Annotated in this window: 21 protein-coding genes and 1 pseudogene; 16 read left to right on the top strand and 6 right to left on the bottom strand. The window is 63.6% G+C overall.

The window, feature by feature from the left end; translation table 11 throughout:
• Positions 1-8: 8 nt before the first annotated feature.
• Both HW090_RS08675 and algB read right to left on the bottom strand, forming a co-directional pair.
• Positions 9-1,796, bottom strand: coding sequence for an ATP-binding protein (locus HW090_RS08675; protein ID WP_179113144.1), 1,788 nt, complete (start codon positions 1,794-1,796; stop codon positions 9-11).
• On the bottom strand, positions 1,793-3,139 hold the full coding sequence (algB, locus tag HW090_RS08670; RefSeq protein WP_179113143.1) for a sigma-54-dependent response regulator transcription factor AlgB: 1,347 nt from the start codon (positions 3,137-3,139) through the stop codon (positions 1,793-1,795). The genes HW090_RS08675 and algB overlap by 4 nt, the downstream gene beginning before the upstream one ends.
• Positions 3,140-3,631: 492 nt before the next feature.
• Here algB and HW090_RS08665 point away from each other — a divergent pair, with 492 nt between their 5' ends.
• The 7 genes and pseudogenes from HW090_RS08665 (at position 3,632) to HW090_RS18150 (ending at position 9,118) form a co-directional block, all read left to right on the top strand.
• Positions 3,632-3,853, top strand: a complete 222-nt coding sequence (locus tag HW090_RS08665; RefSeq protein ID WP_179113142.1) for a hypothetical protein — start codon at positions 3,632-3,634, stop codon at positions 3,851-3,853.
• Positions 3,854-3,936: 83 nt separating this feature from the next.
• A complete protein-coding gene (locus HW090_RS08660; RefSeq protein ID WP_179113141.1) occupies positions 3,937-4,107 on the top strand; it encodes a DUF1328 domain-containing protein in 171 nt (56 codons plus the stop codon).
• A gap of 111 nt (positions 4,108-4,218) precedes the next feature.
• Positions 4,219-5,106 (top strand): Hsp33 family molecular chaperone HslO, encoded by an 888-nt coding sequence (gene hslO, locus HW090_RS08655; RefSeq protein ID WP_179113140.1) that lies wholly within the window; start codon positions 4,219-4,221, stop codon positions 5,104-5,106.
• Between the two features lie 190 nt (positions 5,107-5,296).
• Complete coding sequence (locus HW090_RS08650; protein WP_179113139.1) at positions 5,297-6,838, top strand: phosphoenolpyruvate carboxykinase; 1,542 nt, start codon at positions 5,297-5,299, stop codon at positions 6,836-6,838.
• 154 nt (positions 6,839-6,992) lie between these two features.
• A complete protein-coding gene (locus tag HW090_RS08645) occupies positions 6,993-7,595 on the top strand; it encodes a nitroreductase family protein (protein WP_179113138.1) in 603 nt (200 codons plus the stop codon).
• Positions 7,596-7,801: 206 nt separating this feature from the next.
• Positions 7,802-8,524: pseudogene (locus tag HW090_RS18155) on the top strand (PAS domain-containing protein); the annotation flags it as partial.
• 60 nt (positions 8,525-8,584) lie between these two features.
• The gene (locus tag HW090_RS18150) at positions 8,585-9,118 is read left to right on the top strand and encodes a methyl-accepting chemotaxis protein (RefSeq protein ID WP_373416392.1); all 534 of its coding nucleotides are present in this window, start codon (positions 8,585-8,587) and stop codon (positions 9,116-9,118) included.
• A gap of 6 nt (positions 9,119-9,124) precedes the next feature.
• On the opposite strand, the gene HW090_RS08635 is transcribed toward HW090_RS18150, so the two are convergent.
• The gene (locus HW090_RS08635) at positions 9,125-11,551 is read right to left on the bottom strand and encodes a DUF3772 domain-containing protein (RefSeq protein ID WP_179113136.1); all 2,427 of its coding nucleotides are present in this window, start codon (positions 11,549-11,551) and stop codon (positions 9,125-9,127) included.
• Positions 11,552-11,765: 214 nt separating this feature from the next.
• On the opposite strand from HW090_RS08635, the gene HW090_RS08630 reads away from it, so the two are divergent.
• The 3 genes from HW090_RS08630 to HW090_RS08620 all read left to right on the top strand — a co-directional run bounded on the left by HW090_RS08630 (position 11,766) and on the right by HW090_RS08620 (position 14,666).
• Positions 11,766-12,368: an outer membrane protein gene (locus HW090_RS08630; protein WP_179113135.1), complete on the top strand. Its 603-nt coding sequence runs from the start codon at positions 11,766-11,768 to the stop codon at positions 12,366-12,368.
• A 262-nt stretch (positions 12,369-12,630) separates the two neighbouring features.
• Positions 12,631-13,308, top strand: coding sequence for a response regulator (locus HW090_RS08625; RefSeq protein ID WP_179113134.1), 678 nt, complete (start codon positions 12,631-12,633; stop codon positions 13,306-13,308).
• 41 nt (positions 13,309-13,349) lie between these two features.
• Entirely contained in the window at positions 13,350-14,666 is a 1,317-nt protein-coding gene (locus HW090_RS08620; RefSeq protein ID WP_256930798.1) for an ATP-binding protein, read from the top strand.
• A gap of 99 nt (positions 14,667-14,765) precedes the next feature.
• Here HW090_RS08620 and HW090_RS08615 read toward each other — a convergent pair whose 3' ends face one another.
• Both HW090_RS08615 and HW090_RS08610 read right to left on the bottom strand, forming a co-directional pair.
• Positions 14,766-15,743, bottom strand: a complete 978-nt coding sequence (locus HW090_RS08615) for a serine/threonine protein kinase (protein WP_179113132.1) — start codon at positions 15,741-15,743, stop codon at positions 14,766-14,768.
• A gap of 30 nt (positions 15,744-15,773) precedes the next feature.
• Complete coding sequence (locus HW090_RS08610; protein ID WP_179113131.1) at positions 15,774-16,529, bottom strand: ComF family protein; 756 nt, start codon at positions 16,527-16,529, stop codon at positions 15,774-15,776.
• Between the two features lie 89 nt (positions 16,530-16,618).
• Between HW090_RS08610 and bioB the strand changes: the two genes are divergently transcribed.
• From bioB to HW090_RS08580, 6 genes are all read left to right on the top strand, one after another.
• Positions 16,619-17,674 (top strand): biotin synthase BioB, encoded by a 1,056-nt coding sequence (gene bioB, locus HW090_RS08605; RefSeq protein WP_179113130.1) that lies wholly within the window; start codon positions 16,619-16,621, stop codon positions 17,672-17,674.
• 108 nt (positions 17,675-17,782) lie between these two features.
• Positions 17,783-18,958, top strand: a complete 1,176-nt coding sequence (gene bioF, locus HW090_RS08600) for an 8-amino-7-oxononanoate synthase (RefSeq protein WP_179113129.1) — start codon at positions 17,783-17,785, stop codon at positions 18,956-18,958.
• Complete coding sequence (locus HW090_RS08595; protein ID WP_179113128.1) at positions 18,951-19,682, top strand: alpha/beta fold hydrolase; 732 nt, start codon at positions 18,951-18,953, stop codon at positions 19,680-19,682. The genes bioF and HW090_RS08595 overlap by 8 nt, the downstream gene beginning before the upstream one ends.
• A gap of 349 nt (positions 19,683-20,031) precedes the next feature.
• Positions 20,032-20,805, top strand: coding sequence for a malonyl-ACP O-methyltransferase BioC (gene bioC / locus HW090_RS08590; RefSeq protein ID WP_179113127.1), 774 nt, complete (start codon positions 20,032-20,034; stop codon positions 20,803-20,805).
• A complete protein-coding gene (bioD, locus tag HW090_RS08585) occupies positions 20,802-21,503 on the top strand; it encodes a dethiobiotin synthase (RefSeq protein ID WP_179113126.1) in 702 nt (233 codons plus the stop codon). Before bioC ends, bioD begins: the two co-directional genes overlap by 4 nt.
• A 76-nt stretch (positions 21,504-21,579) precedes the next feature.
• Positions 21,580-21,828 carry a hypothetical protein gene (locus tag HW090_RS08580; protein WP_179113125.1) on the top strand — a complete coding sequence of 83 codons (249 nt, stop codon included), beginning with the start codon at positions 21,580-21,582 and terminating at the stop codon, positions 21,826-21,828.
• Positions 21,829-21,917: 89 nt separating this feature from the next.
• On the opposite strand, the gene HW090_RS08575 is transcribed toward HW090_RS08580, so the two are convergent.
• Positions 21,918-22,460 (bottom strand): hypothetical protein, encoded by a 543-nt coding sequence (locus tag HW090_RS08575; protein ID WP_179113124.1) that lies wholly within the window; start codon positions 22,458-22,460, stop codon positions 21,918-21,920.
• Positions 22,461-22,538: the final 78 nt, after the last annotated feature.

The following is a 22,538-nucleotide window of genomic DNA, read 5'->3' as shown; positions in this document are numbered from 1 at the left end:
CGAGTGGGTCATGTCGGCAGCGAGACGTAGAAGAGGGTGCCGTGCCCCGTGCGTGAGTGCACGCTGATCCTGCCACCGTGCAGTTGTGCTATCTCCTTGCACAGGGCCAGGCCCAGGCCCGCACCGCCCCTGCGCCTGCCGATCTGTACGAAGGGTTCGAAGATGCGGGCCTGCTGGCTGTAGGGGATGCCTTCGCCGCTGTCCTCGACACTGATGGTGATCTGTTCCCCGTGGTGGCGTGCCATCAGTTTCACTTCGCCCCCGCGAGCGGTATGGCGTATGGCGTTGCTCAGCAGGTTATCCAGCAATCGGTCCATCTGCTGCAGGTCAATCATCAGTTCTGGCAGCGTGTCGGCCAGGTCGAGATTGATCTCGATATCCCCTGCTTGCGCTGCCGACAGGAAGCGCTGGCGGGCGTCCGACAGTAGCTTGCCGATATCGCCAGGCTGGAGGTCCAGCTTCTGCTGACCGCTCTGGTAGCGGGAAAAGTTGAGGAGGTCGTTGATCAGCCTTATCAGGCGCTGCATTTCTTCGTGAACGGTGTCGAACAGGTCCGATTCCCTGCTGCCTGGCGGGTGCTGTGTGCGCTCGCGCAGCAAACTGAACGCCATTTGCATGCCCGTCACCGGCGTGCGCAGTTCATGGGAGGCGCGCAGGACGAATTCGTTGCGCACCCGTTCGAAGTTGCGTTGGTCGGTGACATCGTGCAGCACCATCACGGCGCCGCTGACATGCCCATCGTTGTGACTGACGGGGCTCATGCGCCATGCCAGCAGCCGGCGCTCGCCATCGGCTTCGATGACCAGGTCGTCAGGCGGTGCGATCAGCGGTTTATCGCCGAGTACACGTTGTACCGCCTCATCCAGTTGCGAATGGCCGAGCACCTGCCCCAGGCGCGAGCCGAGGTAGCCGGGGTCGAGGGCCAGTTGCCGCTGGGCGACGGGGTTTGCGTGTTCCAGGTTGCCCTGGCGATCGATGATCAGCAGCCCGTCGTCGATGCTGTCGAGCAATGCCTGCAAGCGCTGCTGGCCATCGAGCAAGGCTTGCACGTTGGTCTGCTTGAAGCGGTCCATGGCCGCGGCCATGAGGCCGAAGCGGCGAATCAGGGCGGCCAGTTCGGAGATGGGCGACATGGGCAGGCGCAGGTCGAAGTTGCCTTTGCCGATCTGGTCGGCTGCCTTCGCCAGGCGTTCTATCGGTGTCCCGAAATGGCGGGCGAAGCTGTGTGCGGTGATGAAACCGACCAGCAGGACAGCGACACCGGTCAGCCCCAGCAGGCCAGCCAGCAGTATGGCCCGCTCCTGGCTGTTCACCTGCATGGCGCGTATCTGGGTGTGGGCGTCATCCTGCATGCCCACCATCAGTTGCCGTAGTTGCAGGAAAGACTGGCCCAATGGCCCTCCTTCCGAGGAACCCCAGGTGGGCTCCTGGAACGCTTCCAGACTGTCGCTGAACTCGTCGTAGGTGTCGCTTATGCGCTGGTATGACTGGCGCTCCTCAGGAGAGCGGCTATGGACCATGGCTTGGCCCAGGATCTCCTTGAAGGTCTCACGGGCGTTCTTCAGGGCCGTGTTGTCCAGTGAGTCGTCCAGCAGGATGACGATGTGGTTGGAGAGCGACTGACGCAACTCCTGGTTGATCTCGATCGTGTTGAGGTCGGCACCTGCCAGGTGTTCCTGGTTCCTGGCCATCTGCATGACACTGAACAGCGCAAGCAGCAGGCCGCACAAGGCCACGGTCATCAGTGCCGAAAATCCGAGAAACAGCCGTGTCCTCAGCGTCATCTGGTATTTCATAGGCCGTACTGCTTGCGTTTCCGGTACAGCGTCGAGGCGTCGATCCCCAGTGTCCTGGCAGCCTGGTCAAGGGTGTCGCTGTTGCTCAGGACGCCGGCTATGTGAGCTTTCTCCAGTTCCTCCAGGCTGAGCTGTTCGCCAATACGCGGTGCATTGCTGGATATCTGTTCGCCCAGGCCGAGGTGGCTGATTTCGATCATCGGTTGTGGGCATATGATGCTGGCGCGCTCGATCACATTGCGCAGTTCGCGCACGTTGCCGGGCCAGCGATAGCCGCGCAATGCCGCAATCGCTGTTTCGCTGAAGCCGCGGGCAGGCCGTCCATAGCTCTTGACGAACTGGGCGAGGAAGCGTTCCGCCAGTGCCATGATGTCTTCCGGGCGTTCGCGCATTGGCGGCAGGGTCAGTGTGATGACGTTGAGGCGGTAGAGCAGGTCTTCACGGAAGCGGCCTTCGCGCACCATTTCATCCAGGTTGAGGTTGGTGGCGGCGAGGATGCGGACATCCGCACGGCGGGTCACGGGGTCGCCAATGCGCTCGTATTCCTTGTCCTGGATGAAGCGCAGAAGCTTGGGCTGCAAGGGGAGGGGGAAGTCCCCGATCTCATCGAGGAACAAGGTGCCACCGTCTGCCTGGTTGACGCGACCGAGGGTACTTTCCGATGCGCCAGTGAAGGCGCCCCGGTTATGCCCGAACAGTTCGCTTTCCATCAGCTCGGCTGAAAGGGAGGGGCAGTTGATGGTGATGAAGTCTTTCCTGGAGCGTCGGCTCCAGGTGTGGATGGCGCGCGCCAGTTCGCCCTTGCCTGTGCCGGATTCGCCCAGGATGAGGATGTTGGCATCGGTGTCGGCCACCTGCCGGGCTGTCTCCAGCACGTTCATCATGGCTGGGCTGTATGAGCCCAGGCTGTCGCTGGGCTTTTGCATTTCCCCTTCGAGGGCTTCCAGGCGTGCCGCCATCTGGCGCATTTCCAGTTGCTTGGCGGCGGCCATGCGCAGTTGCTCGGGGCTGCAGGGTTTGACCAGGTAGTCCGCTGCACCGGCCTGCATCGCATCGACCGCGGTATCGATGGCCGAGTGCGCTGTCACGATCACCACGCGCATCCAGGGCGCTGTCAGGCGCATCTGTTGCAGTACGTCGAGGCCGTTGTCCTCTCCCAGTCGCAGGTCAAGGAAGCACAAGTCGAATACCTGGCGCTGGAGGATCGCCTCCGCCTGTGCCGCGCTGGAGGCGGTGACGACGTTGTAGCCCCTGTCTTCCAGGCAATAGCGGAACGTGCGCAGGATGGCCGTTTCGTCATCCACGAGCAGAATGCGTCCACTGATCTCCGGGGTTTGCTGCATGACGGCTCCTGTCTGGGTAAGGCGATAGTGCAATTCAAGTTGGCATTCTGGCGACTTCTCCGGGCGCTGTCTGTGAAGTCCGTCACCAATCGTGCTTTCTTTGGGTGGCATGTCGCGGGCGCGTTATCGGGGGAGTGCTGCCGGCATTAGTCTATGAAAACTCATGCAAGTTGCACGGAAAGCAGCTCTGACGGTTATTTTCAGCTGTTCATTCCTGGCCATGAATGTCTGGCAACTATCTGATTTGAATGGTTTTCCACCCAAGGCCCGGTATCTGCGACGGAGGTCGGCAAGCTGGTTTGCCTGGGCATTGTCGTGCAAAAAGCCCGGAGTCCCGAGGGCGCTCATGCAAATTGAATTGAAAGTCATCAGGTTTGTTTTTCTATCTATTTGATTTTCAAGCGATTTTATTTTTTCAAAGACTGGCATGCAGGCTGCAACGGTTAAGCCCACGTAAAGAAGAATGATCGCCAGCCACAGGAGTGCCCGAGCATGAAACGAGTCATCCTTGCGTCGATTGCAAATTCCGGATTTCTGGCCGCATCCGTATTCGCCTTGCTGGTCACAGGGTCCGGGCTTTCGTATGAGGCCGTACAGCAGGCGTCGGTGGAACGAATTCAGTCGCCTGGCGCTCAATCACTACAGGAGCCACAGGCCAAGCGGGTACCCGTGAACTATCAGTCGAGCCAGAGCGAACAGCGCTGGGTGTTCTGATCCGGGCACGATTGGGTGATCAGGGATGTTCGCCAGGAAGGCCGTACACAGGTGAACTCAATGAAAAGAAGAGGAATGACATCATGCTGAGCTGGGCCGTTACTTTCCTGATCATCGCCATCATCGCCGCTGTACTGGGCTTTGGCGGCATCGCTGGCACCGCTGCGGGGATCGCGAAGATTCTGTTCGTTATCTTCCTGGTGCTGTTTGTCGTATCGCTAATCTTTGGGCGGGGCCGCGGTCCCCGCGTATAAACGCGGTGCACGCCGCCTTTCGGGGCGGCTGCCTGCCGCGCGCTCCTCTTGGTCGCCGACCGCTTTGCGCCTAGAATCCCCAGCCCTTTGCTCTGTAGCTGCGAGCCCGGCATGTTCGACCATACCCAGCGTTTCATTTTCGAAGACACCGATGTCCGTGGTGACATAGCCACCCTGGAGGAAAGCTACCAGCATGTGCTGGCCAAGCATTCCTATCCCGAGCCTGTGGCGCAGCTCCTGGGCGAGCTGCTGGCCGCCGCCGCCCTGCTGGTCGGCACGCTCAAATTCGATGGGCTGTTGATTCTCCAGGCCCGCTCCAGTGGCGCGGTGCCGCTGCTGATGGTCGAGTGTTCCAGCCAGCGCGAAATTCGCGCGATTGCCCGCTACGACGCCGCGCAGGTGGCTGCCGACGCCGGCCTGGCGCAATTGATGCCCGATGGTGTGCTGGCCATGACGGTCGACCCGGTCAAGGGGCAGCGCTACCAAGGCATCGTCCCGCTGGACGGCGTCGACCTGGGCGCCTGCCTGTCCTCTTATTTTGCCAACTCCGAACAGTTGCCTACCCGCGTCTGGCTGAGGGCCGACGGCCGCCGTGCCGCCGGTCTGTTGTTACAGCAATTGCCGCCTGACCGCATCCGGGATACGGAGGAGCGCATCGCCAGTTGGCAGCATGTGACGACCCTGGCCGACACCCTAAAGGCCGAGGAAATGCTCGGGTTGGATGCGGAGACGCAACTGCACCGCCTGTACCACGAAGAGTCAGTGCGCTTGTTCGAGCCTCGTCCGATCGAGTTTCGTTGCAGTTGCTCGCGTGAGCGTTCGGCCAATGCCCTGATCAGCCTCGGGCGCGAAGATGCCGAGCAGTTGCTGGCTGAGCAGGGCGGTACGGTGAGCGTCGATTGCCAATTCTGCAACCAGAGCCAGGTATTCGATGCCACCGATATCGCCCAGTTGTTCTCCGGCGGTGGCAGCCAGGCGCCTTCGGATACCGTTCACTGATCGCATGCCCCTCCCCATGGCCTGAGCCAGAGCCTCCCGTTGAGGTTTTTTCGCGAGCGCGATGAAACCTCAACAGCGGTCGAGATTTCTGGCATAATCCGGCGCCTGCTTTTTCGATGTAGCGCGCAAACGGGTCCGCTACAACTCAGCTATGGAGGAATCGGCCTGGAGCCGACGGGGAACCACACACATGACACAAGTCACTCACGCCGTGTACACCGATGTCAGCGCCGCGCAACTGGTCGAAGAGGCCATCAGGCGCGGTGAGGGCCAACTGGCCGCCAATGGCGCGCTTGTCGTGAAGACCGGTCATCGCACCGGCCGTTCCCCGGCCGATCGCTTCATCGTCGAAGAGTCGGGCACCCAGTCCGACATCGCCTGGGGGCCGATCAACCGTCCGTTCCCGGCCGACCGTTTCGATGCCCTGTGGCAGCGCGTAGAAGCCTTCAACGCGGCCCAGGATCATTTCGTTTCCCACGTTCATGTCGGCTCCTCCGAAGCCCACTACCTGCCGGTACGCATGACCACCGCGACGGCCTGGCAGAACCTGTTCGGCCAGGCGCTGTTCATCAACCCCGCGCAGTACAACCCGGCGGGCAAGGATGAGTGGCAGGTGCTCAACGTCGCCAATTTCGAGTGCGTTCCCGAGCGCGATGGCACCAACTCCGATGGCTGCGTGATCATCAACTTCGCGCAGAAGAAAGTCCTGATCGCCGGCATGCGCTATGCGGGTGAGATGAAGAAAGCCATGTTCTCCGTGCAGAACTTCCTGCTGCCGGAAGCCGACGTGCTGCCGATGCACTGCGCCGCCAACATCGGCGAAGAAGGCGACGTGACGCTGTTCTTCGGTCTGTCGGGCACGGGCAAGACCACCCTGTCCGCCGACGAGTCGCGTTTCCTGATCGGCGATGACGAGCACGGCTGGGGCACTGGCGTGGTGTTCAACATCGAAGGTGGTTGCTATGCCAAGTGCATCGACCTGTCCGAGAAGAACGAGCCGGTGATTTGGAAGGCCATCAAATTCGGCAGCGTGCTGGAGAACGTGGTGCTGGACGACCAGCATGCCCCGGACTACGCCGACGACAGCCTGACCCAGAATAGCCGCGCCGCCTATCCGCTGGAGCACGTCGAGAAGCGCTCCGAGAAGAACCTCGGTGGCGAGCCGAACGCGGTGATCTTCCTCACCTGCGACCTGACCGGCGTACTGCCTCCGGTGTCCATCCTCAACAACGAGCAGGCGGCCTACCACTTCCTGTCCGGCTACACTGCGCTGGTCGGTTCCACCGAGATGGGGTCGGGTAGCGGTATCAAGTCGACCTTCTCCACCTGCTTCGGCGCGCCGTTCTTCCCGCGTCCGGCTGGCGTTTATGCCGAGCTGCTGATCAAGCGTATCCAGGCGTTCGGCTCCAAGGTCTATCTGGTCAACACCGGCTGGACGGGTGGTGGCTACGGCGTCGGCAAGCGTTTCAACATTCCGACTACCCGTGCCGTGATCGCAGCCATCCAGAGCGGTGCGCTGATCGGTGCCGAGACCGAACACCTGCCGATCATCAACCTGGACGTGCCGAAGGCTGTTCCGGGCGTCGAGCCCGTGCTGCTCAACCCGCGCAACACCTGGGCCGACGGCAATGCCTACGACGAGGCCGCCAAAGGCCTTGCCGGGCTGTTCATTGAGAACTTCAAGAAGTTCGATGTCTCCGATGCGATCAAGGCTGCCGGCCCGCAACTCTGAGTCTCAGCTTTATCGAAAGCCGCCTTCGGGCGGCTTTTTCGTTTGTGCATGACCGTATCGAAAAAGATGATGGGAGCTATCGACCGGAGCGGCTGGATTACTGCATGGGCGGCTTTTAGCATGGCGCCACTTTTGAATGATGGAGAACCGCCAGATGCACGTTGAAGATGCAATTCGTAATCGCCGCGCTGTAAAGGTCTATGACCCCGACTTCCAGCTCGACCGCGAGGCGCGGAACGAACTGTTCCAATTGGCTCGCCTGGCGCCCACGGCATTCAACCTGCAACACGTGCGCTTCGTCGATGTCACCGATCCGCAACTGCGCGCCCGGATTCGCGAAGCCGGCTGGGACCAGGCGCAGATGACCGATGCGACGATGCTGGTGATCGTTTGCGCCCAGGTCGACAGTTGGGCACTCAACGCCGAGCGGGTATGGGACGGTGCGCCCGAGGAGGTCCAGGCCTATATGGCGGGTGCCATCGATGGCTATTACCGCGGCAAGCCTGAAACCCAGCGGGATGAAGCCATGCGCAGTTGCGGCCTGGTGGCGCAGACCCTGATGCTGGCGGCCCAGGGCAAGGGGCTGGATTCGGGGCCGATGATCGGTTTTGACTTCGAGGCGGTTGGCAAGCTGATCAATCTGCCGGAGAACCACGTCATCGGCCTGATGGTGGCAATCGGCAAGCGCGTGCAGGAGCCCAAGCCGCGCGTCGGCAAGCTGGAGCTGGACGATGTCGTGATCGTCGACAGGTTCTGAGTCCACGGCCTTATATGGACGTTCTAGCCCCGGTCTGCGGATTCGGGGCGATTTTCATTCCTGTTGAGCGATTTTTGCGTCTTTGCTGCCAAGGAACGAATCAGGCTATCTGCTATCACAGATAAACAGAGGCCAGGGACCGCGCGCTCGTTCGGGCACATCACCCTGCTTCGATTCGAATATTTCCGCCGCCAGGGATTGCCGCCATGTTCGACCGCCGCCTGAAACTCGAGAATGCCGCTCTACAGCAGGAAATCGCTGAACTCCGCCAGGTGAGGGAAGCCATGGAAAGCGAGCTGATCGCTTTTTCCATCGATACCCAGGGACGGGTAGAGTCAGCCAACGAGCGGTTCCTGCAAGCCATGCAGTACGAACGGCATGAGCTGGTCGGACGTTCGCTGGATGATGTGATTCCCGAATATGTCCGCCAACTTGACTGCTATCGCCGGTTGAAGACGGCCATCGCCAACGGCGCGCATGTCAGCGATCACTACCGCTTCCTGCGTCGGGATGGCCGCGAGATCTGGCTGCGGGCTGTCTGGCAACCACTCAAGGACAACGCTGGCCAGGTGTCCCGCGCGGTCTGTTTCGCCAGCGATGTGACCGAGGCGGTCGAGCTTGCGAAGGAGAACGAAGGGCTGATCAAGGCGCTGCTGCGCTCCACCGCCGTCATCGAATTCAATCTCAAGGGGGAAGTGCTGACGGCCAACGAGCGCTTCCTGCAAGCGATGGGCTACAGGCTCGAGGATATCCAGGGGCGGCACCACAGCCTGTTCTGCGACCCGGCCGAGGTCGCCTCGCCGAGCTATCAGGCATTCTGGGCGCGCTTGAACAAGGGCGAGTATGTTGCGGACCGCTTCAAGCGCGTGGCCCACAACGGCTCGCCAATCTGGCTGGAGGCCTCCTACAACCCGGTCCTCAATACCCGTGACGAGCTTTACAAGGTGGTGAAGTTCGCCATCGTGGTCACCGATCAGGTGCAGCGCGAGATGGAGGTCAGCGAGGCTGCCGAGATCGCCTACAGCACGTCCCTGCAGACGGATGAAACGTCCCGGCGCGGTGCCCAGGTGACGCAGGATACGGTCAGCGTCATGCACCGGATCGCCGAACAGGTGCAGGATGCTTCCCTCGGCATCGAGGACCTGGGCAAGCAGTCGCTGCTGATCAGCTCCATCGTGCAGACCATCGGCGGCATTGCCCAGCAGACCAACCTGCTGGCGCTGAATGCCGCCATCGAGGCCGCCAGGGCCGGTGAGCAGGGGCGCGGGTTCGCGGTGGTCGCCGATGAAGTGCGGCAACTGGCCGGTCGCACCAGCTCCGCCACCGACGAGATCATCGAAGTCGTGCAACGTAACCAGCAACTGGCCCAGGCCGCCGTCGACAGCATGGCCCAGAGCAAGTCCCAGGTGGAGCTGGGGCTGCAACTGGCCAACCAGGCTGGTGCGGTGATCCTGGAAATCCAGGATGGCGCCCAGCATGTGGTGGGCGCGGTCAGCCGTTTTGCCAACCGCTTGCAGGGGTGAGCCCCGTCAGAGGATCGCGTCGGTTTCCCCGGAGGTGTTTTCGATCTGCAGGCGCTGCGGGCTGGAGAGGTTGATGCCGGCGGCGCGCAGGTCCTTGAGGATATCGAACAGCAGGGCGCTCTTGGTCGAGCTGACGCTGCGCGGGCTGGCCACGTAGCCGGTCGTGCTGAGGACGATGCCGGTCGGCGTCAACTGGCTGAACGAGACGGAGGGCGCCGGGGTTTCGAGCATGTTGGGCTGGCGTCGGAACGCATCCAGCAGCAGGTCGCGCACCTGTTCCGGGTCGATGTCCAGTGGGAGGGTCAGGGCGATGCTGACCACACCCTGGGCGCCGCTCATGGTGACGTTGCGCACGTTCTGGGAGATCAACTGCGAGTTGGGGACGATCACCGTCGAACGGTCGCTCAACTGGATTTCCGTGGCGCGCACGTTGATGCGGCGGATGTCGCCCTCGACACCGCTGATACTGACCAGGTCGCCGACCTTGACCGGCCGCTCGGTCAGCAGGATCAGCCCGGAGATGAAGTTCTTGACGATCTCCTGCAAGCCAAAGCCGATGCCTACCGACAGAGCGCTGACGATCCACGCCAGCTTGCTCCATTGCACCCCCAGTGCCGCCAGGGTGACGAGGATCAGCGCGACATAACCGATGTTGCTCGCCAGCGTCACTACCGAGCTGCGGATACCGGTATCCAGCGAGGTCTTGGGCAGGAAGTCACGCTCCAGCCAGCGCTTGGCGGTACGCAGTACGTAGATGCCCACCAGCAGGCACAGCAGTGCGTTGAAGATATGCGCGGGGACGATGTCCAGTTGCCCCCAGCCGTCGCCGCCCAGCAGCTCGATGAAACGCTGCAGCAGTGACAGCGGCGTGGTGTCGCCGAAGGCGCCATTGAGGATCGCGACCAGCGCCAGCAGCACCAGCACGCAGCGGCACAGTGCGCCCAGCAGGCTGGCGGCCTGAGCCAGGTGTCGGTCGTCCAGGTTGAGGCTCTGCTTGAGCAGGCGTCCGCCGCTGTTTTCCGGCGAGAAAAGGGCGTCGATGGCGTCGATGCACAGGCGGCTGAGCAGGTAGAAACAGGACAGTACGATGGCGGCCCAGATCAGTTCGTAGGCCATGAAGTGGGCGAGCTGGATATAGCCGGCTAGCAAGGCCAGCAGGATCGTCACCGCCACCAGGCCGGAGCCCATGTGCAGCAGCCCGGCCAGGGTCGAGCGGGCTTCGGGGGCCGTGCCGGCGGCGCTGAGCTGGCGGCGTACCTGATTGGTGCGCAAGACCATGGCCAGCACGACCACGGCGATGGACAGGGCCGACAGGCCGCTCAGCAGGGTGCTGTAGCGAATGCCTGCGCCGATTGTCGGGTGCGTGCGCTCGAGGATGCCGAACAGCAGCACGATGCCCGCCAGCAGCGGCGGAAAGGGCTTGAGCGTCAGTGCGACCGCATCGTCCATGGCTGGCAGGCGCCAGGATGGTCGATCATTGGCCAGCAGGGCGCGTCCGATGCCCGCGATCAGGGCGCTGAACAGCGTCATTTCAATCAGGTGGTCGCTCAGCGCCGCGACCGGCGAGCCGGCAGCGGCATGCCGGAACAGCGCCAGCGAGAGCAGCGTGACGGCGACGAAGGCGACCAGGAAGGTATCCAGCGAACTGGCGAATGCGAGCGCGCTGCGGCGCAGGCGCCCCAGTGGCAGCCAATGGATGCAGCCCCAGGCCAGGCCCCGGTCGAGCAGCCCGCGTCCGTACCAGCCGATCAGTAGGGCCAAGGTCAGGTACAGCGCCGAAAGCGGCCAGTTGGCCCAGGCCTGGGCGAGCACGTCGCGCAATTGCTGGGCAAAGCCTGCGATCAGGTTGGCATCTTCGCTGGGCGGAGAGAACAGCGGGGCCCAGAAGGTGGTGCCGAGCAGGCTGCCGTTGTTCATCGCCAGTTGGGTTTTCAACAGCCCCCGGCGCAGCTCGATGATCTGCGCCACCAGGGCGCTGGCGCCATTCTGTACTGCCAGGACCTGTTCGTTGCGCGCCTGCAGGGCGGCCATCTGGCGGTTCAACTGGTCACGCTGCTGGCTGACCTGTTCGGTTTCCTGGAGGGCGTCGGGATCGGGTTTCGGGCCGAGCACGTCGAGCTGGGTTTGCAGTGGAGCCTGTTCGGCCTGTAGCAGGTCGAGCAGTTCGCGGGCGTTGCGCCCCAGCTCCAGTGCCTGCCTCTTGAGTTCGCCCAGGCGCGCATCATCGGTGTCACCGGAAACGGCCTGCTTCAATTGGTCCAGCCGCTCTTGCAGGACGAGTGCGTGGGCCGCCACGGCCTGTGCGTCGAATGGCTGGGCGCCGGCTTGTTCGTCCTGTTCCTGTGCCCAGGCGCCCAGGGACAGGACGAGCAGGCAGAGGGGTAGGCAGTGGCACAAGTAGCGGCGCAAGAGACGGGATGCACGACTGATCATCGAGGAAGCCTTCCGGGCGGTGATTCATGGGCGATTGTGGGCCGAGCGGCATGGGCGCTCAAGTTGCCACAGGAGAAAAGACCCGTTTGCCCTGCAGGCGTTCGCCCTGCCGATTCGTTCAGGGCAGGTTCAGGGCGGATTCAGGCGGTGTTCAGGGCTGGCCGGGCAGTATGGCGGCGTGAACATTTCGTCCGCCTGCAAAGGAGTTTCATCCATGAACAAACTGCACACACTAGCCCTGGCCACCACCCTCGGCGTTTTCAGCCTGACTGCCAATGCCGCGGAAAACTTCGCCGGCGCCACCTGGGGCAAGACCTCGGTCAACATCGACCGCTCTTCCAGCCTCAAGCAGAGCGCGGCCAACCCGGACTTCGACAATGCCATCCACAAGAGCGGCACCTGGGGCATCCGTGCCGGCCAGAACACCGAGCAGGGTCGCTACTACGCCACTTACGAGAACGTCTCGGACAATTACGCCAACACCTACAAGCTGCGTCAGCAGAACCTGATCGGCAGCTACGACGCCTTCCTGCCGCTGACCGACAGCACGCGCCTGTTCGGTGGCGGCAGCCTGGGCCTGACCAAGCTGGAGCAGGAGTCCAAGGGCTACAGTCGCGACAGCGATATCGGCTATCTGGTCGGCCTGCAGGCCGGTATCCTGCAGGACGTCGGCGACAATGCCTCGGTCGAGGCGGGTTACCGTTACCTGCGCAGCAATGCCGGCACCGAAGTGGCGCCGCACGGTGAGCGCAAGATCGGCTCCATCGACGTGCACAGCAGCAAGCAGTTGTACCTGGGCGTCAACTATCGCTTCTGATGGTCGAACCCCAGAACCGCCGTAGGGTGCGCCGTGCGCACCCGCTTCTGCGCGCTGTACAAATGCCACTATCGATGGCGATTGCATGAATGATTGCCTGGCCCCGCCTTCGCGGGGATGACGGAGGGCGTAATGCACGTTTGCCCACAACCCCGTCATTCCCGCGAAGGCGGGAATCCATGCAATAGCCGTAGCGCCGCTTACCTTGCCGGCAAGCGCTATCAGGCACGTTGAAAGGCATGGTTCCTACAGGGAGTACCTTATGAAAGTGCTGGTGGTGGAAGACGAGGCGCTGTTGCGCCACCACTTGCAGACCCGCCTCAGCGAGAGCGGGCATATTGTCGATGCGGTGGCCAACGCCGAGGAGGCGCTGTACCGCAGCCAGGAATACCACCATGATCTGGCGGTGGTCGACCTGGGGTTGCCGGGTATCAGCGGGCTCGACCTGATCCGCCAGTTGCGCAGCCAGGGGCGAGACTTCCCCATCCTGATCCTCACCGCCAGGGGCAACTGGCAGGACAAGGTCGAGGGCCTGGCCAGTGGTGCCGACGACTATGTGGTCAAGCCGTTCCAGTTCGAGGAACTGGAAGCGCGCCTGAATGCCCTGTTGCGTCGTTCCTGTGGTTTCACCCAGGCCAGTATCGAGGCCGGGTCGCTGCGCCTGGACCTCAACCGCAAGCAGGCCACCGGCAACGGCCAGCCATTGGCGCTGACGGCCTACGAATACCGCATCCTCGAATACCTGATGCGCCACCAGCAGCAGGTGGTGGCCAAGGAGCGCCTGATGGAGCAGCTCTACCCTGACGATGGCGAGCGTGACCCGAATGTCATTGAGGTACTGGTGGGGCGCCTGCGGCGCAAGCTGGAGGCTCAGTGCGGGATGAAGCCCATCGAGACGGTGCGTGGGCTGGGTTATCTGTTCACCGAGGCGTGCCGGTGAGGCGCTGGCCCCTCGGCAATCTTTCGCTGCGGTCGCGCCTGATGCTGGGGGCCGCGACCTTGGCGATCCTGTTCATGTTGGCACTGCTGCCGGTGATGCAGACCGCCTTCAGCCATACCTTCGAGCGGATCATCGAGCAGCGCCTGGCGGCCGACGCCAATACCCTGATCAGCGTCGCGCACCTGGAGGATGGCCGGTTGCAGATGCCCGAGCGCCTGCCCGACGAAGAATTCAACCTGCCGGATGCCAAGCTGCTGGGCTATATCCATGACCATGAAGGGCGCCTGCTCTGGCAGTCACGCTCCTCGGAAGACGAAAGCATCGACTACCGTCCGCGCTACGAGGGGGGCGTGACCGAGTTCCTGAAAATACGCGATGCCGAGGGGCTGGAGTATTTCGTCTATGACGTCGAGCTGCACCTGCCCGGTGATGCCCGGCGTGCCTACAGCTTCATCACCATGCAGCCGAGCAGCGAATACCAGAGCCTGTTCGCCGAGTTTCGTCGGCAACTCTACCTGTGGTTGGGCGGTGGCCTGCTGGTGCTGTGGGTCTTGCTCTGGCTGGGGCTGACCTGGGGCTTTCGCTCGCTCAAACGCCTCAGTCGCGAGCTGGACCAGATCGAGTCGGGCCGTTTGCAAAGCCTGAGCGACCGCCACCCGCAGGAATTGCTGCGGCTGACCCGTTCGCTCAACCGGCTGCTGGAGAGTGAGCAGCGCCAGCGCCAGCACTACCGCAATTCGCTGGGCGACCTGGCCCACAGCCTGAAGACCCCGCTGGCGGTGTTGCAAGGGCTGGGGGAACAGATGCGCGGGCAACCGCACAACCGTGAGCAGGCGCAGGTCATGCGGGCGCAAATCGAGCGCATGAGCCAGCAGATCGGCTACCAGTTGCAGCGGGCCAGCCTGGGCAAGAGCGGCCTGGTGCGCCATCAGGTCGAGTTGCGTCCGCTACTGGAAAGCCTGTGCAGCACGCTGGACAAGGTCTATCAGGACAAGCGGGTGCGGGTGAACCTCGACGTCCCGCAGGGCTGTCGGGTGCCGATGGAGCAGGGCGCGCTGATGGAACTGCTGGGCAACCTGCTGGAGAACGCCTATCGGCTGTGCCTGCATGAGGTGCGCGTCCGCGTGCAGGTTGGCGACGACTGGCTGATCTGCGTCGAGGACGATGGCCCAGGCGTGCCGCCCGACCAGCGCGAACGCATCATCCAGCGCGGCGAGCGGCTGGACACCCAGCATCCGGGGCAAGGCATCGGCCTTTCGGTGGTCAAGGACATCCTCGACAGCTACGGCGGCGAACTCAGCCTGGACGATTCCGATCTGGGCGGCGCGGCCTTTCATGTACGTTTGCGCGACGATTGAGGGACAGCAGGTCGTAGGATGGGGCGAGCGTAGCGACACCCATCGTTTTACGGGTTATCAAGACCGTAATGATGGGTATCACCTTCGGTTCGACCAATCCTACGGAAACAGTTGCAGGGGTTGCTGCTCCAGCGCCTGGCGCTGCTGGCTGAGTATCTGAATTTGTTCACGCCAGTAATGTTCACTGCCGAACCAGGGAAAGCTGGCCGGGAATGCCGGATCGTCCCAGCGCCGTGCCAGCCAGGCGCTGTAGTGCAGCATACGCAGGGTGCGCAGGCCCTCGATCAGCGCCAGCTCGCGTGGGTTGAAATCATGGAATTCACCATAGCCTTCCAGCAGTTCGGCCAATTGCGCGGTGCGCTCATGGCGCTCGCCGCTGAGCATCATCCACAGGTCCTGGACGGCTGGGCCGCTGCGGCAGTCGTCGAGGTCGACCAGGTACATGGCATCGTCGCGCACCAGGATATTGCCTGGGTGGCAGTCGCCATGCAGGCGGATGGTCTGGTGAGGCGTGGCGGCGAACAGCGCGTCGACCCGTGCCAGCAGGTCCTGGGCGAGCGCACGGTAGTCCGCGAGCAGCGCGCCGGGAATGAATCCGCCCTCCAAAAGGGTCGCCAGCGCGTCGTGGCCGAACAATTGCGGAGTCAGTCGCTCCCGATGGGCGAACGGATGGCTGGCGCCGACCGCATGCAGGCGCCCGAGCAATTGCCCTAGTCGGTACAACTGGTCGGCATCGCCGGGTTCCGGGGCGCGGCCACCGCGACGAGGAAACAACGCGAAGCGGAAGCCGGCGTGTTCGAACAGGGTCCGGCCATCCCGTTGCAGCGGCGCCACCACGGGGATATCGCGATCCGCCAGTTCCTGGCTGAACTGGTGTTCCTCGAGGATCGCCGCATCGCTCCAGCGTTGTGGGCGATAGAACTTGGCCACCAGCGGCGTCTCGTCCTCGATCCCGACCTGATAGACACGGTTCTCGTAGCTGTTGAGGGCCAGCACCCGGGCATCGCTGAGGTAACCGAGGCTTTCCACGGCATCGAGGACCAGGTCCGGGCTGAGGGCGTCGAAAGGATGGGACATGGGCTGTTTCCTGGAAAGGGCAGCGACACGCTACAAGCTTCGCCATGCAAGTGAAAGCCCGGACGTGTTCAGCCTGGCTTCTGCCCAGGGGACCGGCGTGCGTGCCAGGCAATAGACGTCCACCCGGCTGGCGCCATGGCGCTTGAGCAGGCGTGCCAGGGCCTGGGCGGTGGCGCCGGTGGTCAGCACGTCATCGACCAGCGCCAGGTGTCCTTGCCGTATGGCGTGATCGGGGGCCAGGGCGAAGGCGCCGAGCAGGTTGCGTCGGCGGGTGCGGGCATCCAGTTGCTGTTGGGGTGGTGTATCGCGGGTACGCGATAGCAGGGTGTCGAGGACGGGGATACCCAATGCCTGGCCCAGCCAGTTCGCCAGCATCTGTGCCTGGTTGAAGCCCCGCTGGCGCAGGCGCCGACGCGACAGGGGCACTGGCAGCAGCGCCGTCGGGCGAGGCTGGTCGGCCTCGAACTGTCGTCGCAAATGTTCCGTCAGCAGGCCTGCCAGCAGACGGCCCATGGGCCAGCGCGCCTGGTATTTGAAGCCGCTGACCAGGCCATCCAGCGGGAACTCGAACGACCAGGGCGCCACGACGCGGTCATAGGCGGGCGGCCGTTTCAGGCACTGGCCGCAGGTCAGCCCCGTGCCTGGCAGCGGCAGGGCGCAGACCGTGCAACCGCCTTGCAGCCAGGGCAGGTCAGCCGCGCAGGCTGGGCAGATGTCTTCGGCATTACCAGTGGCGCTGCTGCATAACAGGCATTTGTGTTCAATAATCGTCCAGTTGTAAACCATGGTTCCATCCTTGGTTGACATGAGGGCCGGGCTTGTTGACCATTGCGCATCCGTGCCGGCTTTCCCGCTACTACAAAAGGAACGCGCCCATGAGCGCCACTGCTTTCGATCTTCGCCATGACTGGAGCCTCGCCGAGGTTCGCGCACTCTTCGAGCAACCCTTCAACGACCTGCTGTTCCTGGCGCAGACGGTACATCGCCGGCATTTCGATGCCAATCGCGTACAGGTTTCCACCCTGCTGTCGATCAAGACCGGCGCCTGCCCCGAGGACTGCAAGTACTGCCCGCAGTCCGGCCACTACAACACCGGGCTGGACAAGCAGAAGCTGATGGAAGTGCAGAAGGTGCTGGAGGCGGCCGCCGAGGCCAAGGCCATCGGTTCCACGCGCTTCTGCATGGGCGCGGCCTGGAAGCACCCCTCGGCGAAAGACATGCCCTATGTGCTGAAGATGGTCGAAGGGGTCAAGGCGCTCGGCCTGGAAACCTGCATGACCCTCGGGCGCCTGACCCAGGAGCAGACCCAGTCACTGGCCGCCGCGGGTCTGGACTACTACAACCACAACCTCGACACCTCGCCGGAGTTCTACGGCAACATCATCACCACCCGCACCTATTCCGAGCGCCTGCAGACCCTCGCCTACGTGCGCGACGCCGGCATGAAGATCTGTTCCGGCGGCATCCTCGGCATGGGTGAGTCGCTGGACGACCGCGCCGGGCTGCTGATCCAGTTGGCCAACCTGCCGGAGCACCCGGAATCGGTGCCGATCAACATGCTGGTCAAGGTCGAGGGTACGCCCCTGGCCGCCGAAGAGGACGTCGATCCCTTCGACTTCATCCGCATGCTGGCGGTGGCCCGGGTCATGATGCCGAAGTCTCACGTGCGGCTGTCCGCCGGGCGCGAGGCGATGAACGAGCAGATGCAGGCGCTGGCCTTCATGGCCGGTGCCAACTCGATCTTCTACGGCGAAAAGCTGCTGACCACCGGCAACCCGCAGGCCGATCGCGACATGGCGCTGTTCCGTCGCCTCGGCATCAAGCCGGAGGAACGTCAGGACCACGCCGACGAAGTGCACCAGGCCGCCATCGAGCAGGCACTGATCGAACAGCGCGATTCGCGGCTGTTCTACAACGCCGCCTCAGCCTGAGCGGGTTTGCAGTGGCTGGATGATGTGTCATCCAGCCACTGTCGGACCTGACCCTTTCGCAGGGTGGATGACCCGTTTGCGGTCACCCACCGGATCTCGGTGTTCATCATGAGTTTCGATCTCGCCGCTCGCCTCGCCGAGCGCCAGGCCGCCGACCTATTTCGCCAGCGCCCGCTGTTGCAGAGCCCGCAAGGGCCGCAGGTGCAGGTCGATGGCGAAGCGCTGCTGGCATTCTGTTCCAACGACTACCTTGGCCTGGCCAACCACCCGCAGGTGATCCAGGCCATGGCTGAGGGCGCGCAGCGCTGGGGTGTCGGCGGTGGCGCCTCGCACCTGGTGATTGGCCATTCCACACCGCACCATGAGCTGGAGCTGGCACTGGCCGAGTTCACCGGGCGTCCGCGGGCGTTGCTGTTCTCCACCGGCTACATGGCCAACCTGGCCGCCGTCACCGCGCTGGTCGGGCAGGGCGACACGGTCTTGCAGGACCGCCTCAACCACGCCTCGTTGCTGGATGCCGGGTTGCTGTCGGGGGCGCGTTTCGCCCGCTACCTGCACAACGATGCCGCGAGCCTGGCTTCGCGCCTGGGCAAGGCCAGCGGCGACACCCTGGTGGTGACCGATGGCGTGTTCAGCATGGACGGCGACCTGGCCGACCTGCCGGCGCTGTGTGCAACCGCCAGGGCGCATGGGGCCTGGGTGATGGTCGACGATGCGCACGGTTTCGGCACCCTGGGCGCCACGGGCGGCGGTATCGTCGAGCAGTTCGGGCTGTCTCTGGAGGACGTGCCGGTGCTGGTCGGTACCCTGGGCAAGGCATTCGGTACGGGCGGTGCCTTTGTCGCTGGCAGTGAAGAGCTGATCGAAACGCTGATCCAGTTCTCCCGGCCCTATATCTACACCACCAGCCAGTCGCCAGCGTTGGCCTGCGCCACCCTGGCCAGCCTGCGTCTGTTGCGCGAGGAGGGCTGGCGGCGTGAGCATCTGCACATGCTGATTGAGCGTTTCCGCGAGGGCGCGCAGCGTATCGGGTTGCCGTTGATGGACAGCCCGACGCCGATCCAGCCGATCCTGGTCGGCAGCAGTGGGCGTGCCTTGCGCCTGGCGCGCTATCTGCGTGCGCATGGTCTACTGGTCGGCGCGATCCGCCCGCCGACAGTGCCGCAGGGTACCGCGCGTCTGCGCGTGACGCTGAGCGCGGCGCATGACGAGTCTCAGGTGGAGCGATTGCTGGACGCCCTGGCCGACGGTTGGGAAGCGCTGGGGAATGACGGCGATGACTGAGGTGCTGGCGCTGCTGCCAGGCTGGTCCTGCTCGCCTGCCGCGTTGCAGGGGCTGGCTGACTGCCTGCGCCCGGGGTTGTCGGTACGGCTGGAGGCGCTGCCGTTGTCGGCCAACCCCGGTGACTGGCTGGATGAGCTGGATGAGCGCCTGCCCCTGGATGGCTGGTTGTGCGGCTGGTCCCTCGGCGGGATGCTGGCAACGCAACTGGCAGCGCGTCGGGGCGAGCGCTGTGCGGGGTTGATCACTCTGGCCAGCAATGCCTGTTTCCGGCAGCGCGAGGATTGGTCCGAGGCCATGCCATTGGCGACTTTCGCGGCCTTTCGTGAGGGCTTCCAGCAGGACCCGACCGGCACCTTGAAACGCTTTACGCTGCTGTGTGGCCGGGGCGGCGCCGAGCCTCGGCAGACTGCCCAACGATTGCACGCCATGCAGAGCGGCTGGTCGTCCGAAGCGCTCCAGGCTGGGCTTCACGTGCTGGACGAACTGGATGGCCGCGCCGCATTGCTGCAGTACCAGGGGTCGCAACTGCACCTGTTTGGCGTGGACGATGCGCTGGTCCCGCACGGCTGCGCGGCCAGGCTGGAGGCTTTGCTGCCGAAGGCGCAGGTCGAAACGATTGCCGCGACGGGGCATGCCCTGCCGCTGGAAGCCCCGGAACTGCTGGCCGAGCGCATGCGTGCCTTTATCCTTGGGCGTCGGCCAGGGCAGTCGGGTGGAGCATGAAAAAGCCATCAGTTCTAGGCGTACGCTCATCCCGTCGTCCCCGCGCAGGCGGGGACCCAGGTGCGCGGTGTCATGGCTATCGCATGGATTCCCGCCTGCGCGGGAATGACGGTGTTTTCTACATACATTGCGCCAGCATTGAGTTTGCGACGGATGACTCAGGGTTTTGGCCATCAGCCCGAGAGACACACACCGTGCCGATTTCACCTCGTCGTCCCCGCGCAGGCGGGGACCCAGGTGCGCGGTGTCATGGCTATCGCATGGATTCCCGCCTACGCGGGAATGACGGTGTTTTCTATATGCATTGCGCCAGCATTGCGCTTGCAACTGATGCTCCAGGGTTCTGGCCATGATGCCGGACAAGCACGCGGTGGCGGCCTCGTTCTCCCGGGCCGCCGCCAGCTACGACAGCGTGGCTGGCTTACAGCGTGAGATCGGCCATACCCTGCTGGAGCGTTTGCCCATGGATGCCCGGGTCGAGCGCTGGCTGGATCTGGGTTGTGGCACCGGCTATTTCTCCCGTGAGCTGGCCCGGTGCTGGCCGGATGCCGAGGGTGTGGCGCTGGACCTGGCGGAGGGCATGTTGCGTCACGCCCGGCCATTAGGTGGCGCCGAGTGCTTTATTGCGGGCGATGCCGAGGCGTTGCCGCTGATGGATGCCCGCTTCGACCTGCTGTTCTCCAGCCTGGCGCTGCAATGGTGCGAGGATTTCGGCCAGGCGCTGCGCGAGGCAAAGCGCGTGCTGCGCCCTGGTGGACTGCTGGCCTTCAGCAGCCTGTGCGACGGCACCCTGGCGGAGCTGCGCGACAGCTGGCGTGAGGTCGATGGCCATGCCCATGTCAATCGTTTCCGCTCGCCGCAGGACTACCAACTGCTCTGCGATAACAGCGGCCTGCAGGTGGAAAGCCTATGGGTCAGTCCATTGACCGTGCATTTCCCCGACCTGGCCAGCCTGACCCATGCGCTCAAGGCACTGGGCGCACATAACCTCAACCCTGGTCGCCCAGGTGGGCTGACCGGGCGTGCGCGTTTGCGTGCGCTGGTCCAAGCCTATGAGCGTTGGCGCCAGCCCGAAGGGTTGCCGGCCACTTATCAGGTGATTTATGGAGTGCTGCGTAAATGAAGGCGTTCTTCGTCACCGGTACTGACACCGATGCTGGCAAGACCAGCGTTGCCTGCGCCTTGCTGCATAAGGCACGGCAGGCCGGGCTGTCCACGGCGGCGGTCAAACCAGTGGCTTCTGGATGTGTACGCACAGAAGCTGGCTTGCGTAACGCCGATGCTCTGGCCCTGCAGGCCGAGTGCAGCCTGGCGCTGCCCTATGAGGTTGTGAACCCCTTCGCCTTCTCACCGGCCATCGCTCCGCACCTGGCCGCCGAGGAAGCCGAGGTGAGCCTGGGCGTCGACGAACTGACTATCTCGGTGCGCTCGGTATTGGCGCAGGGCGCCGACTTTACCCTGGTGGAAGGAGCTGGTGGTTGGCGGGTGCCGCTCAATGCCACCGAGAACCTGTCCGACCTGGCGCTGGCGCTTGGCTTGCCGGTGATCCTGGTGGTCGGCGTGCGGCTGGGCTGCATCAACCATGCGCTGCTCAGCGCTGAGGCGATCCTGGCCGATGGGCTGCCACTGGCAGGGTGGGTGGCCAATGTGGTCGATCCGCATGCCGCGCGGCTGGCGCAGAATATCGAGACACTGGCTGCGCGTTTGCCCGCGCCGTGCCTTGGCCAGGTGCCTTGGTCGCAACCGCCCGCTCCAGCCGCGTTGGCTCGTTATCTGGACCTGGCGACGTTGATACAGACTCCAAGCAGAACTTGCAGCTAGCGCCATTATGGCTTCTACTTGTCACAGGCCTGTCCCGCAGGCCTATCGCGGTGCGATTCCGTTTCGGAGGTGATCCATGCAAATCAACAGCAGTCTTCTGAGCGCAGGCCTGAGTCTCTATCAGAGCGGCCAGCAGCGTGTCGACGACGCTGGCGCGGCCATCGCCTCCAACTCCCTGCCGGTGGCGGGCAACTCGCAGGTCGTTTCCGAACTGACCGAGCAGATGATCGAGTTGAAGGTCGGCGAGCATGCCGCACAGGTTGGCGCCCGAGTGATCCGCAGCGCCGACGAAGTACTGGGCACCCTGATCGACACCCAGGCCTGAATACCCCCGGCAGTCACACCGGCTGTCCTTTCCGTAGGGTGCGCCGTGCGCACCGCCTCACCGCTCGGCTGCGCCGGCCACCTCTAGTCTCAGATCGACTTGCCCATCTTCGCCATCAGCTCAAGCATCCCCGGATCGTTCTGCAGCCGCTCGCGCATCTGCTGGTGCAGGGACTCGCTGCTGTTCAGGTCGAGGATCGTCGCCTGGTAGTGCGCCTCCAGCCCCTCTATGCCATTGCTGGCTAGCAGCGCCTGGTAATGCCCATCGATCCGCCTGCTGTATTCGGCCCGTTCTTCATCCGTGGCGGCTGCCGCCTGCGGATAGCGTTCAGCGAACCAGTTGCCACTGGAGCCGGTCTGGTTGGATAGCTCGAAACCGTAGTCCGCCATCCATTTGGGGATCTGGTACATCTCTACGGGGTATTCCCCGCTCGACGTGCTCGATGTACTGGCCACTGTCGAGGCCTCTGCGCTGGCGGCCTCCCGGGCTGCGTCTGAAATGCTGACACGGTCGGCCTGGGTTTGCGCATTGCCGGTGACAGAGTCGGACTGAGTGGACTGCGCCGTGTTCACATTATTGAACTGACGTGTATAGGCGACACTCGCGGTCGAATAGGCGTTACCGATATACATGGCTATCTTCCTTTACCCTTTCCCCACGCTTCAGCAAGAAGTGGGCCATGGTCTTGAGGCATGGGGGAAAGCCCGTAT

Origin of the sequence: Pseudomonas sp. ABC1, assembly GCF_013395055.1 — a bacterium.
Lineage (GTDB): Bacteria > Pseudomonadota > Gammaproteobacteria > Pseudomonadales > Pseudomonadaceae > Stutzerimonas.
Note: the sequence above shows the minus strand (reverse complement) of the source record. Positions and strands in the feature narration are given on the sequence as shown.

Bases quoted from the DNA above. Each gene is read 5' to 3' on its own strand.
- HW090_RS08675 (WP_179113144.1), bottom strand. From the start codon at position 1,796: ATGAAATACCAGATGACGCTGAGGACACGGCTGTTTCTCGGATTTTCG.
- algB (WP_179113143.1), bottom strand. From the start codon at position 3,139: ATGCAGCAAACCCCGGAGATCAGTGGACGCATTCTGCTCGTGGATGAC.
- HW090_RS08665 (WP_179113142.1), top strand. From the start codon at position 3,632: ATGAAACGAGTCATCCTTGCGTCGATTGCAAATTCCGGATTTCTGGCC.
- HW090_RS08660 (WP_179113141.1), top strand. From the start codon at position 3,937: ATGCTGAGCTGGGCCGTTACTTTCCTGATCATCGCCATCATCGCCGCT.
- hslO (WP_179113140.1), top strand. From the start codon at position 4,219: ATGTTCGACCATACCCAGCGTTTCATTTTCGAAGACACCGATGTCCGT.
- HW090_RS08650 (WP_179113139.1), top strand. From the start codon at position 5,297: ATGACACAAGTCACTCACGCCGTGTACACCGATGTCAGCGCCGCGCAA.
- HW090_RS08645 (WP_179113138.1), top strand. From the start codon at position 6,993: ATGCACGTTGAAGATGCAATTCGTAATCGCCGCGCTGTAAAGGTCTAT.
- HW090_RS18150 (WP_373416392.1), top strand. From the start codon at position 8,585: ATGGAGGTCAGCGAGGCTGCCGAGATCGCCTACAGCACGTCCCTGCAG.
- HW090_RS08635 (WP_179113136.1), bottom strand. From the start codon at position 11,551: ATGATCAGTCGTGCATCCCGTCTCTTGCGCCGCTACTTGTGCCACTGC.
- HW090_RS08630 (WP_179113135.1), top strand. From the start codon at position 11,766: ATGAACAAACTGCACACACTAGCCCTGGCCACCACCCTCGGCGTTTTC.
- HW090_RS08625 (WP_179113134.1), top strand. From the start codon at position 12,631: ATGAAAGTGCTGGTGGTGGAAGACGAGGCGCTGTTGCGCCACCACTTG.
- HW090_RS08620 (WP_256930798.1), top strand. From the start codon at position 13,350: ATGCTGGGGGCCGCGACCTTGGCGATCCTGTTCATGTTGGCACTGCTG.
- HW090_RS08615 (WP_179113132.1), bottom strand. From the start codon at position 15,743: ATGTCCCATCCTTTCGACGCCCTCAGCCCGGACCTGGTCCTCGATGCC.
- HW090_RS08610 (WP_179113131.1), bottom strand. From the start codon at position 16,529: ATGGTTTACAACTGGACGATTATTGAACACAAATGCCTGTTATGCAGC.
- bioB (WP_179113130.1), top strand. From the start codon at position 16,619: ATGAGCGCCACTGCTTTCGATCTTCGCCATGACTGGAGCCTCGCCGAG.
- bioF (WP_179113129.1), top strand. From the start codon at position 17,783: ATGAGTTTCGATCTCGCCGCTCGCCTCGCCGAGCGCCAGGCCGCCGAC.
- HW090_RS08595 (WP_179113128.1), top strand. From the start codon at position 18,951: ATGACTGAGGTGCTGGCGCTGCTGCCAGGCTGGTCCTGCTCGCCTGCC.
- bioC (WP_179113127.1), top strand. From the start codon at position 20,032: ATGATGCCGGACAAGCACGCGGTGGCGGCCTCGTTCTCCCGGGCCGCC.
- bioD (WP_179113126.1), top strand. From the start codon at position 20,802: ATGAAGGCGTTCTTCGTCACCGGTACTGACACCGATGCTGGCAAGACC.
- HW090_RS08580 (WP_179113125.1), top strand. From the start codon at position 21,580: ATGCAAATCAACAGCAGTCTTCTGAGCGCAGGCCTGAGTCTCTATCAG.
- HW090_RS08575 (WP_179113124.1), bottom strand. From the start codon at position 22,460: ATGTATATCGGTAACGCCTATTCGACCGCGAGTGTCGCCTATACACGT.